A 13760-nucleotide genomic window follows, 5' to 3' on the forward strand; every position below is an offset into this window, starting at 1 on the left:
TCGGCATCCCCGACGGGTCCTCGTGGCGATGCGTCGTCGTCGGGATTGTTCAGTCCGGGTTTGCCCCACGCGTCGAGGACCACGTCGAACATGGCGCGGGTCTGCGGGTCGAGGTGACCGTTGAGTTTCGACATCAGCTGGGTGTCTTGACGGTTGAGCCACAGGTTGCGGCGGCGGGCTCGGTCGTTGTCGTCGGTGAGGTGACCGTCGGGATCGAGATGGGCCAACAATCGTGCCCCGACCTGCCCGAGTTCGGGTGGGCTCAAAGTGCCCGCGTAGTGGCTCATCGTCTGCTCGGCGGCCACCCGCACATCGTGGGGTGTGGCGGCGGGGATCTTGTCGAGGACGTCGAGCACCACCAGTGCGTGTGCCATCCCGGCGCTGCCGTCGGCGCACTTGTCGGCCAACGTCGGACACGACGGTGCCAACAGTTGCCCGGTGGCCGAATGAAATCGGGCGGTGTGTTCGAGGAGCCGTTTACGGCGAACCGGTTCGGTGATCCGCAGCGCGTGGGAAAAGAACGCGATCACACTGCGAAATCCGCGTCGGCGGGGAATATCACGATCAGAGATCTCCACCAACGCCCGGTTGCCCACGGCCGGCACCCGATGATGGGCACGTTCGAGTTCGGTGGCCGCGGCGACGAGTTCGTCATCACTCCACGACGACACATCGGCGGCCGCGATCTCATCAAGCACCGCATGCAACCGCGCAATGACCTCCGGTGCCGCCGAAACCTCCGGTGCCGCCGACATGAACCTCACCCCCAACCCGTCGTATCGAACGTATGTTCTACAGTATCACACTCCGGACGTTTGCGTCGCCGACAGCGATCACCTCAGGTGCGGACCCCGTCGTCGCGGGGCCGACCATCGGAGGCGACGGCGCGCGGACCATCTCACGGGTTGGGGGCAAGGTGGTCACTCCATCTGCCGGCGGCGGATGCTGCTCCACACGAATGACGTTCGGGCGGGAGCGATCCCTTCCGCGCGGCGACGCCGCTAGTCTGGGCGGGTGGATCTCGACGCCTACGTACGCGCCAAGTCGCCCACCTGGAATCGGCTCGACGAACTCTCGCGTCGCCGTCGTCTCACCGGTGCGGAGGCCGACGAGATCCTCGACATCTACCAGCGCACCGCGACCCACCTGTCGGTGATCCGGTCCACCGCACCCGACGCCGCCCTGGTGGGGTACCTGTCGGCGCTGCTGGCCCGGGCCCGCTCACGGTCGGCGGGCACCACCGCGTCCACCTGGTCGCAGGTGGGCCGGTACCTGACTCGCACGTTTCCCGCGGCCCTCTACGCGATGCGGTGGTGGTGGGTGTCGGTGATGGCCGTGTCGGTGGGGTTCGCGGTCGCGGTCACCTGGTGGTTGCTGGCGCACCCCGACGTCGAACGCAGTCTCGGTTCGCCGGCCGAGATCAACGAGTTGGTCGACAACGACTTCGAGAACTACTACAGCGAACATGCCGCATCGGCGTTCGCGTTTCAGGTCTGGACGAACAACTTCCGGCTCGCGGTGCTGTGCATCGCGCTGGGGGTGTTCTGTCTGCCGGTGATCTGGATGTTGTACAGCAACATCCTCAATGTCTCGATCGTGGCGTCGATCATGATCCGGCACGGCCGCGGCGACCTGTTCTTCGGGCTCATCGCACCGCACGGCCTGCTCGAACTGACCTGTCTGTTCGTGGCCGCGGGGGTGGGTCTGCGTGTGTTCTGGGCCTGGGTGTCGCCCGGCGAGCAGACGCGCACGGAGTCGTTGGCCCGCCGCGGCCGCGAGGCGATCGCGGTGGCGCTCGGCCTGGTGGGCCTGCTGCTCATCAGTGGGCTCATCGAGGCCTTCGTGACCCCGTCGGGTTTGCCGACGTGGGCGCGGATCGCGATCGGCGTGGTGGTGTGGCTGGGATTCCTCGGTTATGTCTTCGTGCTCGGCCGCCGGGCACATGACGACGGTGAGACCGGTGATCTCAGCGAATCCGAACGGGGATACGCCATCCCGGTCGCCTGAGCGTCACTGCGCGGCGATGCCGTGCGAACGCCCCGGCTCAGAGCATCCCGCGCGATTTCAGCAGCAGATAGTGGTCGGCGAGGGCGGCGGGCAGGCGATCCGGGTCGGCGTCGACGACGTCGACGCCGAGTCTGCCCAGCGCGGTGGAGGTGCGCGACCGCAGCGTGAGGGTCCGGGCCGCGGCCGCCGCGTCGTACACCTGCCGGGCGTCACCACCGCGTTGCGCCATGGCGGTCAACTCCGGGTCGGCCACCGACCCGACCACCACGCGATACCGTCCCGCGAGCACCGCCAGCGGTGGCAACAGGGACTCCTCCACGGCGGCCGGTTCCAGCGGGGTGAGCAGCACCACCAGCGCGCGCTGCCGGGAGATCTTGCTGACCTCGGCACTGAGCATCGACCAATCCGCCTCCAGCAGAGCCGGTTCCAGCGGCGCCATCGCCGTCACGAAGTCACTTAGCAGCGTGGTGCGCGGCGCGCCGACCACCCGTCGGTGTACCCGCCGGTCGCCGGCGACGAGATCGACGCGGTCGCCGGCATGCGTTGCCAGGGATGCCAGCAGCAGCGCGGCGTCCATCGCGGCGTCGAGCCGGGGAGCGTCGCCCACGCGCCCCGCCGAGGTGCGCGAGGTGTCCAGCACGATCACCACATGGCGATCCTTCTCCGGCTGCCATGTGCGCACCACCACCGACCGGCGGCGCGCGGTGGCGCGCCAGTCGATGCTGCGGACGTCGTCACCCTCCACGTAGTCGCGCAGCGAGTCGAATTCGGTGCCCTGCCCCCGGATTCGCACGGCCGAGCGTCCGTCGAGCTGACGCAGCTGCGCCAGGCGCGACGGCAGATGCCTACGTGAGTTGAAAGGAGGCAGTGCCCGCACGAAACCGGGGACGGGCATGCTGCGCTGGCGACCGGCCAGCCCCATCGGTCCGAGGCGCCGGATGGTGACCCGCACCGCCAGCCGGTCGCCGCGCCGCACCGGGGTGAGGGTGGTGACGACGGTGCTGTGCTCGCCGGGTTCGATGCTCACCGGGTGCAGCTCCCGCCCGGCGCCCGCCGACGGCTGCCACGCGTCGCGCACCGTAGCGGTGTACCGGCGCGGTGAGATGTTGGTGATCACCAGCGCCGAGGTGGTGGAATCACCCAGCAGCACAGGTGCTGTGGGCACCCGGCTCAGACGTATCGGCGACAGCACCCGGCCTGCGGCGGCCACGTCGATCACCGCCAGCAGCACACAGCCCAGCACCCAGAGCAGCACCACCCAGTAGTGCGGGAACGCCACCGTGACCACCGCGCCCGCCGCCACGAGCGCGAAGAAGCGACCGGTGATCACCATCAGCGGGGAACCGGGACGGAGCCGATCGCGGCGTCGAGCACCGCCGCCACCGACACACCCTCGAGTTCTGCCTCGGGACGCAGCGAGAGACGATGCGCCAGAGTGGATTGCGCGAGCGCTTTGACATCGTCGGGGGTGACGAAGTCACGGCCGTTGAGCCACGCCCACGCCCGGCTGGTGGACAGCAGCGCGGTGGCGCCGCGTGGGCTGACGCCGAGCGACAACGACGGAGAGACCCGGGTGGCGCGCGCGATGTCGACGATGTAGGCACTGACCTGCGGCGCCACCGACACCTGCCGGACCTGGCCGGCGCCCGCGCGGATGTCGGCCGCCGAGGCCACCGGCCGCAGCCCGGCCCCGGCCAGGTCGTGCGGGTCGAAACCAGCGGCGTGCCTGGACAATACGGTGATCTCGTCGTCGCGCGGCGGGATCGGCAGGGTGACCTTCAGCAGGAAGCGGTCGAGCTGGGCCTCGGGCAGCGGATAGGTGCCCTCGTACTCCACCGGGTTCTGGGTGGCGGCCACCAGGAACGGATCCGGCAACGGCCGCGGCCGACCGTCCACGGTGACCTGGCGTTCCTCCATCGCCTCCAGCAGCGCCGCCTGCGTCTTCGGCGGGGTCCGGTTGATCTCGTCGGCGAGGAGCAGATTGGTGAACACCGGGCCCTCGCGGAACGTGAATTCCGATGTGGCGCTGTCGAAGATCAGCGACCCGGTGACGTCACCGGGCATCAGGTCCGGGGTGAACTGCACGCGCGTGGTCTCCACGTGCAGGGCGCCTGCGGTGGCCCGGACCAGCAGCGTCTTGGCAACGCCGGGAACACCTTCGAGCAGGATGTGACCGCGGCACAGCAGTGCGATGAGGATTCCGGCCACGGCCGCGTCCTGGCCCACCACGGCTTTGGCCACCTCCACCCGCACGGCGTTGAGCGCGCCGCGCCCGGGTGCGGCGACCGCGGCAGCGCCCTGTGGTGCGGGCGGGGTGTGCGGTCCGAATCCCTGCGCGGGCAGCGGCTGGGAGGTAAAGGGTTGCGGGGGAACGGGTTGCGGGGGAACGGGCTGGGGCGGGAACGGCGTGGTCATGGGGTGCGACGCACTTTCTGGTCGAGGGCGGACAGTTCGTCGGAGAAGGCCAAGAGGTCGGCGTCGCCACTCGGAAGCGGCCCGGCGAGCAGTGCGTGGACCTCGCGAGGATCGCGATGCGCTGCGGCGGCGGTCGCCGAGATGATCGCGCGCAGTGCCGGATCGGCGTCGTCGGGAAGCCCCGCGGTGTCGTCGTCGGAGACGTCGAGGGCGTCGAGCGCACGCCCCGGATCGTAGGGGAGGCCGAAGTAGCGGGCGAGGCGGCTGAGGGTGCGGATACGCAGGATGGATGCCGCTCGCGCGTCGGCACCGGCCCGGTGATACATCCGGCCACGGGATTCTGTGGTTTCGATCGCCTTGACCACCACGGGTAGCGGTTCGCCCACCACCGGCCCGAAACGCCTTCCGCGCCAGAACATCAGGGCCAGCAACGCGAAGAAGGACAGCAGCACCAGGGGACCGATCCAGTTGGGCACGTCCGACGGCGGACCGGGCTTCTTCCGCGCCGGCACCTGATCGCGGATCTGGGGTTGATACCAGAGGACCGCAGGGGTTTCGGCGATCACACGGATCGCGACCCCGGCATTGTCGTAGCGTGCGAGATTCTGGTTGAGCACCGATGCGCCGGTCATCACCACCACCTCGGGGCGTTCGGCGGTGCGCGGGCTGAACACCACGTTCGCCCCGGGCGGCTCGTCGGGGTAGCCGGTCGTGAGAAAACAACTGGTGGAGACCGAGTCGAGGGCGACGTAACCGTTCACGTCGTTGGAGATGACGTCGGTGGGTGCGATGCCGTCCGTACGGCAGCCGGCCCTCGCCGACGACGCCGTCGATCCGCGCGCCTCGGTCACCGGAAGGTCCAACCTCGCCAGTACGAATGCCGAGGGGTTGATCAGCACCAGTCGGTGCGCATCGCGGACACGGTCGAGGAGGTCGCGCGCGGTGTCGTCGGAGAGGTCGTTGGGTCTGGTCACGACGACGGTGGTGTCGGCGGTGGGTTCCGGTTGCTCCCGCAGCGCGTCCAGACCCCGCGCCACGTTCACCTGCGCGCCGTGCTGGTCGATCACCCGGGCCAATGCCCGGGTGCCGGCCGGACCGGCGTTGGCCGGATCGTAGGGGACGGCGTTCATCGGTCGGTGCGAACCGGTGGGTGCGGCGAACACGAGCAGGATGCCCAGCAGTGCCACGACGACGAGCGCGGCGAGCACGCCCACCACCCACCGCACCCAGCGCCGACGAGATGGAGGACCCACCCGTGGCGCCGCCCACCGGGCGCCGCCCGGCGCGCTCGGCGGTGGTGCGACCGGGGCGCTCACCGCGGCACCGCGAATCCGGCGTCGGCCGGATCGATGGGTCCGGTGTGCGGTGAGCGTTCGGCCAGAACGGATTCCAGGTCGAGCAGCGACCTCGCCTGATCGGCGGTGGCGTGCCTGCCGCCGTAGCGCACGGCGTCGAACAGGTTCCCCGCCTCGGTGAGGCGGGAACGATCATCGGGAAAGTGCCGCGACAACTCCGCGGCCACCTCGTGTGCGGTGAGCGACGGGGCGTCGGTGAGCAGGCCGCGCTCGGCGGCGCGGCGGGTGAGTGCCCGCATCGCCTCCCGCACGCAGCCGTCCGCGTCGCCCGCGGCCAGCAACTCTTCGGCTCGGGCGCGCAATTGCCTCGCCGAGTGGGGTGTCTCGTCGAGCACCCGCCGGCGGTCCGACCGTTCATGCTTCGGGACGCGACGCACGAACCGCAGCCCGTAGATGACGAGAAGCACCACGAGAACGCCGACGACGATGGCGATGATCACCGGCACCGGCTTGGCGACACCGAAGATGTCGGCGAATCTGTCGGACAACCAGTCGCGGATGGTGTCGAGAACTCCACCCGATCGCTGGTCGGGTGGCTGGTATTCGGCCCGCGACAATTCGTCCTGACTCCAGCGGCGGGCGGTGTCGTTGTCCGGGTCGAGGGCGAGGACTGACCGGATCATCGTGGCTGCGGACCGGAGTTCTGCCACGGGGTCCGGCGTTGCGCGGCCTCGAACAACACCAGGTCGTAGCCTTCCTGCCGGACTCGCGCGTCGAGGTGGATCACCGCGGAACAGGTGGCGGAGAACGGTTGCACCACCGCCAACGCGAGCACAGTTCCGCCGACGGACACCACGCTGCCGACGAGAGCGAGGTCACCACTGAACGCCGACCCGACAAGGCCGAATCCGCCCGATATCACCTGGGTGACGATGCTGACGATGATTCCTATCAGCATCGTGACGGCCAGGTAGCGCCAGAACGATCCGCGGGTGAGCGCGTACGACCGGCGCAGCGCGTCGAGCGGACCCAGGCCTTCGATGACCACGCTGGGCAATGCCGCCGCCGCGCGCACCGAGAACCAGAGCAGCGGCACCATGATCACGATTGGAACCGCGATCAGCAGCGGAAGGATTGCGGCCGTTTCGAATCCGATGGTGGCGAAGGTCGCCACCGCAAGGGCGAGACCGGGCAGGAACAGCAGGATCTCGATGGCGGCCAGCAGGAGGTAGGTGCCGATCAGCCGGAGGAGCACCGGACGGATGGCCCGCCAGCATTCGGTGATGCCCGGCCGCGCGCCGATCGCATCCTGATTCACCAGGTAGGCCATCGGCCCGGCCAGCGCGGCGGCGATCAACGCGCCGGCGAAGGTTCGGACCCCGAAGTCGGAGGCGTAGTGGGCGGGCGTGAACGTGACGGTCGAGGAGAGAAGTTGCACTCCGATGGTCAGGACCACCGCCACCGTGCCCACCACCGCGAACACCGCGGCACTCAGGCCCACGGTGGTTCGGGGATTGCGGAAGATCACCGCGAACACCGCTTGCACGATGTCGCCGACGCCGAGGGGTCGCAGCGGGATGCTGCCCGGACGGTGCGCGGAGATCTGGGGCGGGGGCCAGCCATCGGCGCCGTACCCGGGTGGGGCGGGCCGGTACTCGGGCGCAAACTGCCTGCCCTCCGGGTAGGGGGCGGGTGGCAGCGGATACCAGGCCTGGCCGGGCGGGTCTCCGACCCCGGATCCCCACTGGGGCTGCGGTTCGGCGTATCCCGGTGGCACCCCGTAACCCGGTGGCACCCCGTATCCCGGTGGCACCCCGTAACCCGGTGGCACCCCGTATCCCGGCGGCCCGCTGTATTCGGGTGGCGGCGGCACGGCCGACCAGTGCGACGGGTCCTCGGGCTGCCCCTCGTTCATCTGCGCCCTCCCCGACGGCAACGCTGAAATGACCCGCGCGACGAGTCGTCGGCACGCGTCTGTTGTCGGCGAACCTATCAAATCGGGCAGCAAACACCCCGTCGCCGTCCACCGCGCGGATGAACGCCGATCGTCGTCGATCGCGCCGGCGCACCGCACCCCGGTGTCAGGTCAGGCCGGCAACAGCGCTAATCAGGAGCGTCCCGATGGCCAGGATCAGCACTGCCACCGCGGTGAGGACCGCGACCTCGATGACGGTCCGGACCCGTGCCCATCTGGACGCTGACCGGCGTCATCGCGGCGCTGGTTGTGACGATGGCGCCCGGCCGGCAATCACGCTCGGTCGCGCCGCCGCCGTCTGGCGGCTCGGACCGCGATGTCGTCGGGCCCGAGTTCGGTGCCGTCGGCGTCGACCACCGCGACGCGGATGGGCTCGCCGTCGGAGATGGCGGTGAGGTCGAGCGGCGCACCGTCGGGCTGGAGGTGGCGGTCACCCCACTGCATCAGTCCGATCACCACCGGCAGCAAGTCACGTCCCGTCGCGGTCAACCGGTACTCGTACCGCTGCCGCTGGCCGGGTTCCCGGTAGGGCACCTTCTCGAAGACTCCCGACTCGGTGAGTTCCCGCAGCCGCGCCGCCGCGACGGCGTCGGTGATGCCGACGCGGCGGGCGAATTCGTCGAATCGGGTGGCGCCGTAGAACGCCTCGCGCAGGATCAGCATCGCCGAGCGGGTCCCGATCACACCGAGTGACTTGTCGATCGAGCACCTGTCGGCCGACCAGGCGTCCCGGTCGGCGAGCACACCGCGAAGTTCCATGGCGGAGAGTCTACTACTTCTGACTTGACGAATACATAGTCAGGGGGTACTGCTCTAACTATGCAAAGCAATAGTCAGAGTGCGGGACGGGGCACGGGCGCCATCCTGTTCGTCGCCTGCGGTGCCCCGTTCCTGGTGGCGCTGGACATGTTCGTGGTGAACGTCGCCTTCGACACGATCGCCGCCGATTTCGGGGGAGCGGAGTTGACGGCGGTCAGCTGGACGCTCTCGGCATACGCGATCACGTTCGCGGCGTTGCTGATTCCGCTGGGCGGATGGAGCGACAGAGTCGGCAACCGCAGGGGATTCGTGACGGGCGTGGCGGTGTTCACCGTCGGAAGTGCGTTGGCAGCGGCGGCGCCGACACTCGGTGTGCTGATCGCCTCCCGAGTCCTGCAGGCCGTGGGCGCCGCCGCTCTCACCCCGGCCAGCCTTGCGCTGTTGGTGACCTCGATGCCGCCGGAGCGGCGGGCAGGCGCCATCCGTATCTGGGCGGCCACATCGGGCATGGCCGCGGCGCTGGGACCCGTGATCGGTGGCGTCCTCGTCGAGTTCTCCTGGCGGGCAGCGTTTCTGATCAACGTGCCGATCGGCATCGGATTCGTGGTGGCGGCGCTGCGATTGTTCCGCGGACGCTCAGCACCAGGCAGCGCAGCAGCCACGGGCAAGGCGAGCACAGGCGCCCGCCCTGGCCGTCGTGGCACGGTGGACGCCGTGCTCGGCGCGGGTCTCCTCGCGAGTGCCGGTGCGCTGGCAGTGCTCTACCTGGTGCAGGGCGACCGGTGGGGCTGGGCGTCACCGGCGTCGCTGAGCGCGCTGATCGCGGCCGTCGTGCTCGGCTCGGTGTTCGTGGTCGTCGACCGTCACAGCGCCGACCCGCTGATCCCGCCGGCCCTCTTCGCCGACCGGGGATTCACCCTGGGCTCGGCATCGATGCTGTTGTTCAGCGCGGCGTTCGCCGCCGGCCTGCTCAACGCGATCCTCCTGCTGCAGCAGGCGTGGGGATACTCGGTGCTGCTCAGCGGATTGGCGGTGGCTCCCGGACCGCTGATGGTGCCGCTCACCACCACCGCGACTGCCGGGCTGTCGCGGCGGATCTCACCCTGGATTCTGGCGGCCGCCGGCGCGGCATTATGGGCGCTCGGGATGGCTTTGATCGGACTCACCGCCGCCGGTGCCCGCGGTCCGTCCTACGCCGCAGGTTTCCTGCCCGGCTGGTTGCTCGGCGGTGTCGGCGTGGGCCTGGTGATGCCCGGGCTGCTGGCCAACGTGACCGCGGGATTGTCGGCGACGATGGCCGGTCGTGGCAGCGCCGTGGTGACGATGGCCCGACAGATGGGCATCACGATCGGTACGAGTGCCCTCGTCGCGGTTCTCGCCGCCGGTCTGGGCACCGCGAGCTGGTGGATCGTCGCCGCGGTGTCGGGCGCCGCCGCGCTGGTGGCGCTCGGCCCGTTGCGCCGCACAACACTCCCCGATCCGATCGCCGCCAACCCGAACTCTCCGGATCCGTCGCAGCCGGCGCCGGACCTGTCCACCACCTGAAGGAGCAGTCATGTCCCAAGCAGTCATCGTCGACGCGGTACGCACGCCCATCGGGAAAGGTAAGGAAACCGGCGCCCTGCACGGTGTGCACCCGGTGGATCTCCTCGCCCACAGCCTGCGCGAGATCGTCGAGCGCACCGGAATCGACGCGACGCAAATCGACGACGTGATCACCGGCGTCGTGACCCAATCCGGCGAACAGAGCCTCAACATCGCACGCCGCGCCCTGCTGGCCGCGGGCTATCCCGAGTCGGTGCCCGGGGTGTCGGTGGACCGGCAGTGCGGCAGCGGGCAACAAGCAATCGCGTTCGCCGCCCAGGGGGTGATCGCCGGGGCCTACGACGTGGTGGTGGCCGCCGGAGTGGAGTCGATGTCGCGGGTGCCGATGGGCTCGGCCGCGGCGGGCACCACCGACCCCAACGGTTCCGCGTTCACCGCACGATACCCGGACGGACTTGTGGGACAAGGTATTTCGGCCGAGCTCATCGCCGCGCGGTGGGGTATATCGCGCACCGAGATGGACGACTTCGCGCTACGTTCGCATGAGCTCGCAGCCACCGCCACCAAGAACGGACTCTTCGACCGTGAACTCGCCCCGCTGGCCGGACTCGGCGCCGACGAAGGCATCCGTGTGGGCTCCTCGCACCAGGCACTCGCTGCGCTGCGATCGGCCTACCACGACAACGCCATCGCCCGTCGGTTCCCCGAGATCGGGTGGAACGTCACCGCGGCCAACGCCAGTCAGATCAGCGACGGATCGGCGGCGGTGCTGGTGATGAGCGAAACGAAGGCGCGTGAGTTGGGGCTCACGCCGCGGGCACGTGTCCACTCGTTCGCGGTGGCCGGCGACGATCCGTTGCTGATGCTCACCGCCATCATCCCCGCGACCCGCAAGGTGCTCGCGCGGGCCGGTCTGTCGCTGGGAGACATCGACCTGTTCGAGGTGAACGAGGCCTTCGCCTCTGTGGTCCTGGCCTGGGGGAGGGAACTCGAGGTCGATCTCGATCGGGTCAACGTGCACGGCGGTGCGATCGCGCTGGGACATCCGCTCGGTGCGAGCGGCGCACGACTGGCCACCACGGCGCTCAACGCCCTCGAACAGCGCGGCGGGCGATACGCCCTGCAGACGATGTGCGAGGCGGGCGGAATCTCCAACGCGACGATCTACGAGCGTCTCGACTGATACTGTGACCGGAAATAGAACGTGTTCTAATTCCGGATCAGGGGAGATGTGCGATGACCGTCGACGACCAGCAGGTGCAGATGTCGCAGCGGATCGACGCGGTGGTGCACCGCTACGTCGAACTGCTCACCGGCGGCACCGCCGACGAACTCGCCGACCTGTTCGCCGAGTCGGCGACCGTGGAAGACCCCATCGGCGCCGAGATCCGCGACACCCGTGAGCAGCTCGTCGAGTTCTACGGCGTGATCACCGGGATGGACGAGCGCACCGCGACACTGAAGTGGGTCAAGATCGCCGGCGACACCGCGGTCTTCGAGTTCACCCTGGTCACCGGTACTGCGGGGATGCGCTTCGAGATCACCCCGGTCGACATCATGGTGTTCGACGCCGACGGCAAGGTGGCCTCGATGCGGGCGGTGTGGGAACCGGCCGATCTCAAGCAGCTCTGACCTCAAGCAGCTCTGACCGCGAGCAGCTCTAGCCGCGACCAGTCGGGCGCAACACGATCTCCGTCGGGTGCGCGTCGGCCGGCGTGTGGATCGCGTTGACCACCGCGCCCGCCACGGTCGACGGCGCCAGAAACGCCGACGGGTCGTAGTCGCCGCCCTCGATGGCCACCAACTCGCGCTGCATGTCGGTGTCGATGCGGCCGGGAAACACCGACGTCACGCGCAGGCCGGGTTCCTCGGCGCGCAGCGAATCGGCGAGCGCACGCAACCCGAACTTGCTGGCCGCGTACGCCGACCACCGCGGATTGGCCCGCATGCCGGCGCCGGAGTTGATGAAGACCACGTGCCCGCCGGTCTCCCGTAACGCCGGGAGCAACTGGCGGGTGAGTTCGGCTGCGGCGATCAGATTCACCTCGAGAACGCGCCGCCATTCGTCGGCCGGGGTGTCGGCGACGGGCAGCAGACTCGATCCGATGCCCGCGCTGTGCACCAGCACGTCGAGCGCGGAGATCGTCTCGGAGGCCGCCTCGACCTCGTCGTGGTCGGTGAGGTCGACGGCGAACGTCGTCGCGCCGTCGAGTTCGGCGGCCAGCGCGTCCAGTTCGGGTGAGGGGCGTCCGCCCAGCAGGAGGTCGTGGGTGGGGGCGAGCTGTCGGGCGATCTGCGCGCCGAGGCCGCGGCTGGCTCCGGTGATCAAGGCGGTGGGCACGATCGCCACGGTAGTCCGCCGCCGCATTCTCGCGCGGCGGCATCGTGCGCCGCGGTGCAGAATCGACGGGTGGCCCGCTTCGGATTCACCCCAACGCAGTTGTCGGCGCGTGCCGCGTACCTGCTGCGCGGCAACGATCTCGGCACGATGACCAGCGCCGCACCGCGCCTGTACCCGCACATGTGGAGCTGGGATGCGGCGTTCGTGACGGTGGGGTTGGCGCCGCTGTCGGTGGAACGCGCGGTGATCGAGATGGACACCTTGCTCTCCGCCCAGTGGAGCAACGGGATGATCCCGCACATCGTGTTCGCCAACGGCCGCGACGGCTACTTTCCCGGGCCGCGACGCTGGGAATGCGCCCGCCTCGCCGACTGTGCGCCCGACTATCCGGACACCTCCGGCATCACCCAGCCGCCGGTGCATGCCATTGCGGTGCAACGCATTCTGGACCATTCACGCCGCCACGGCCGCTCCACCCGCGCGGTGGCCAACGAGTTCATCGACCGGCGGTGGAGTTCACTGATGCGGTGGCACCGCTGGTTGGCGCATGCCCGTGACCCCAACGGCCGCGGCCGCATCACGATCTATCACGGCTGGGAATCGGGGATGGACAACTCGCCCCGGTGGGACGGCCCGTACTCGCGGGTGGTGCCCGGCGACGACCTGCCGCCGTACACCCGCGCCGACCTCCTCCACGTCACCGACAACTCGATGCGCCCCAGCGACCTCGAATACGACCGCTACATCTGGCTGGTCGAGGAGATGAAACGCGCCAACTACGACGACGACATCCTGCCCAAGGTGATGAGCTTCGAGGTGGAGGATGTCTTCGTCAGCGCCATCTTCGCGCTGGCCTGCGACGTGCTGGCCACCATCGGCGAGGACTATTCCAAGCCCCGCTCGGACGTGCGGGATCTGCGGGCCTGGGCCGACCGGTTCCGCAACGGGGTGGTGGCCGCAGCCAACGAACGCAATGGCGCCGCCCGCGACTACGACCTGCGCGCCAAACAGTGGGTCAACACCGAGACCATCGCGGTGTTCGCTCCGCTGCTGTGCGGCGGGCTCTCCCGCGAGCGGGAACGCGCGCTGCTGCGTCTGTTCGACGGGCCGCGGTTCTGCGGGCACCCCGACCTGCGGTACGCGGTACCGCCGTCGACGTCGCCGATCTCGATGGACTTCAAACCGCGCGAGTACTGGCGTGGTCCGGTGTGGCCGGTGATGACCTGGCTGTTCAGCTGGGCGTTCTCCCGGCGCGGGTGGCCGGAACGGTCGGCGCGGCTGCGCGAGGAGGGCCTGCGGCAGGCCACCGACGGTGCGTTCGCCGAATACTACGAACCCTTCACCGGGGAGGCGCTGGGCAGCATGCAGCAGAGCTGGACCGCGGCGTCGGTGCTGGACTGGCTGGACTGAGCCGCTCGAAGGC

The 13760-nt window shown here is 69.5% G+C and carries 13 protein-coding genes; 5 read left to right on the plus strand and 8 right to left on the minus strand.

What is annotated here, in order from left to right:
- A partial coding sequence (locus ACWDSI_RS18210; protein ID WP_449757364.1) for a DUF222 domain-containing protein occupies positions 1-755 on the minus strand: 755 nt, incomplete at its 3' end.
- 259 nt (positions 756-1014) lie between these two features.
- On the opposite strand from ACWDSI_RS18210, the gene ACWDSI_RS18215 reads away from it, so the two are divergent.
- Entirely contained in the window at positions 1015-2007 is a 993-nt protein-coding gene (locus ACWDSI_RS18215; protein ID WP_449757365.1) for a stage II sporulation protein M, read from the plus strand.
- Between the two features lie 37 nt (positions 2008-2044).
- On the opposite strand, the gene ACWDSI_RS18220 is transcribed toward ACWDSI_RS18215, so the two are convergent.
- The 6 genes from ACWDSI_RS18220 to ACWDSI_RS18245 all read right to left on the minus strand — a co-directional run bounded on the left by ACWDSI_RS18220 (position 2045) and on the right by ACWDSI_RS18245 (position 8451).
- Positions 2045-3340 (minus strand): DUF58 domain-containing protein, encoded by a 1296-nt coding sequence (locus tag ACWDSI_RS18220; RefSeq protein ID WP_449748784.1) that lies wholly within the window; start codon positions 3338-3340, stop codon positions 2045-2047.
- On the minus strand, positions 3340-4422 hold the full coding sequence (locus tag ACWDSI_RS18225) for an AAA family ATPase (protein ID WP_449757366.1): 1083 nt from the start codon (positions 4420-4422) through the stop codon (positions 3340-3342). Before ACWDSI_RS18225 ends, ACWDSI_RS18220 begins: the two co-directional genes overlap by 1 nt.
- A complete protein-coding gene (locus ACWDSI_RS18230) occupies positions 4419-5738 on the minus strand; it encodes a DUF4350 domain-containing protein (RefSeq protein ID WP_449757367.1) in 1320 nt (439 codons plus the stop codon). The genes ACWDSI_RS18225 and ACWDSI_RS18230 overlap by 4 nt, the downstream gene beginning before the upstream one ends.
- Positions 5735-6400 carry a DUF4129 domain-containing protein gene (locus ACWDSI_RS18235; RefSeq protein WP_449757368.1) on the minus strand — a complete coding sequence of 222 codons (666 nt, stop codon included), beginning with the start codon at positions 6398-6400 and terminating at the stop codon, positions 5735-5737. The genes ACWDSI_RS18230 and ACWDSI_RS18235 overlap by 4 nt, the downstream gene beginning before the upstream one ends.
- The gene (locus tag ACWDSI_RS18240) at positions 6397-7632 is read right to left on the minus strand and encodes a glycerophosphoryl diester phosphodiesterase membrane domain-containing protein (RefSeq protein ID WP_449757369.1); all 1236 of its coding nucleotides are present in this window, start codon (positions 7630-7632) and stop codon (positions 6397-6399) included. The genes ACWDSI_RS18235 and ACWDSI_RS18240 overlap by 4 nt, the downstream gene beginning before the upstream one ends.
- A 333-nt stretch (positions 7633-7965) precedes the next feature.
- The gene (locus tag ACWDSI_RS18245; protein ID WP_449757370.1) at positions 7966-8451 is read right to left on the minus strand and encodes a winged helix-turn-helix transcriptional regulator; all 486 of its coding nucleotides are present in this window, start codon (positions 8449-8451) and stop codon (positions 7966-7968) included.
- 60 nt (positions 8452-8511) lie between these two features.
- On the opposite strand from ACWDSI_RS18245, the gene ACWDSI_RS18250 reads away from it, so the two are divergent.
- From ACWDSI_RS18250 to ACWDSI_RS18260, 3 genes are read left to right on the plus strand one after another with little or no spacing between them, the layout of a single operon-like run.
- Positions 8512-9996, plus strand: a complete 1485-nt coding sequence (locus tag ACWDSI_RS18250) for an MFS transporter (RefSeq protein ID WP_449757371.1) — start codon at positions 8512-8514, stop codon at positions 9994-9996.
- A 10-nt stretch (positions 9997-10006) separates the two neighbouring features.
- Positions 10007-11179, plus strand: a complete 1173-nt coding sequence (locus tag ACWDSI_RS18255; protein WP_449757372.1) for a thiolase family protein — start codon at positions 10007-10009, stop codon at positions 11177-11179.
- Between the two features lie 53 nt (positions 11180-11232).
- On the plus strand, positions 11233-11628 hold the full coding sequence (locus tag ACWDSI_RS18260) for a nuclear transport factor 2 family protein (RefSeq protein WP_449748789.1): 396 nt from the start codon (positions 11233-11235) through the stop codon (positions 11626-11628).
- A gap of 28 nt (positions 11629-11656) precedes the next feature.
- On the opposite strand, the gene ACWDSI_RS18265 is transcribed toward ACWDSI_RS18260, so the two are convergent.
- On the minus strand, positions 11657-12337 hold the full coding sequence (locus tag ACWDSI_RS18265; protein WP_449757373.1) for an SDR family oxidoreductase: 681 nt from the start codon (positions 12335-12337) through the stop codon (positions 11657-11659).
- Between the two features lie 69 nt (positions 12338-12406).
- On the opposite strand from ACWDSI_RS18265, the gene ggh reads away from it, so the two are divergent.
- A complete protein-coding gene (gene ggh, locus ACWDSI_RS18270; RefSeq protein ID WP_449757374.1) occupies positions 12407-13747 on the plus strand; it encodes a glucosylglycerate hydrolase in 1341 nt (446 codons plus the stop codon).
- Positions 13748-13760: the final 13 nt, after the last annotated feature.

This window comes from Gordonia sp. NPDC003429, from assembly GCF_053588575.1.

Excerpts from the sequence above, each read along its gene's own strand:
- ACWDSI_RS18220 (WP_449748784.1), bottom strand. The coding sequence starts at position 3,340 with ATGGTGATCACCGGTCGCTTCTTCGCGCTCGTGGCGGCGGGCGCGGTG.
- ACWDSI_RS18225 (WP_449757366.1), bottom strand. The coding sequence starts at position 4,422 with ATGACCACGCCGTTCCCGCCCCAGCCCGTTCCCCCGCAACCCGTTCCC.
- ACWDSI_RS18235 (WP_449757368.1), bottom strand. The coding sequence starts at position 6,400 with ATGATCCGGTCAGTCCTCGCCCTCGACCCGGACAACGACACCGCCCGC.
- ACWDSI_RS18240 (WP_449757369.1), bottom strand. The coding sequence starts at position 7,632 with ATGAACGAGGGGCAGCCCGAGGACCCGTCGCACTGGTCGGCCGTGCCG.
- ACWDSI_RS18245 (WP_449757370.1), bottom strand. The coding sequence starts at position 8,451 with ATGGAACTTCGCGGTGTGCTCGCCGACCGGGACGCCTGGTCGGCCGAC.
- ACWDSI_RS18250 (WP_449757371.1), top strand. The coding sequence starts at position 8,512 with ATGCAAAGCAATAGTCAGAGTGCGGGACGGGGCACGGGCGCCATCCTG.
- ACWDSI_RS18255 (WP_449757372.1), top strand. The coding sequence starts at position 10,007 with ATGTCCCAAGCAGTCATCGTCGACGCGGTACGCACGCCCATCGGGAAA.
- ACWDSI_RS18260 (WP_449748789.1), top strand. The coding sequence starts at position 11,233 with ATGACCGTCGACGACCAGCAGGTGCAGATGTCGCAGCGGATCGACGCG.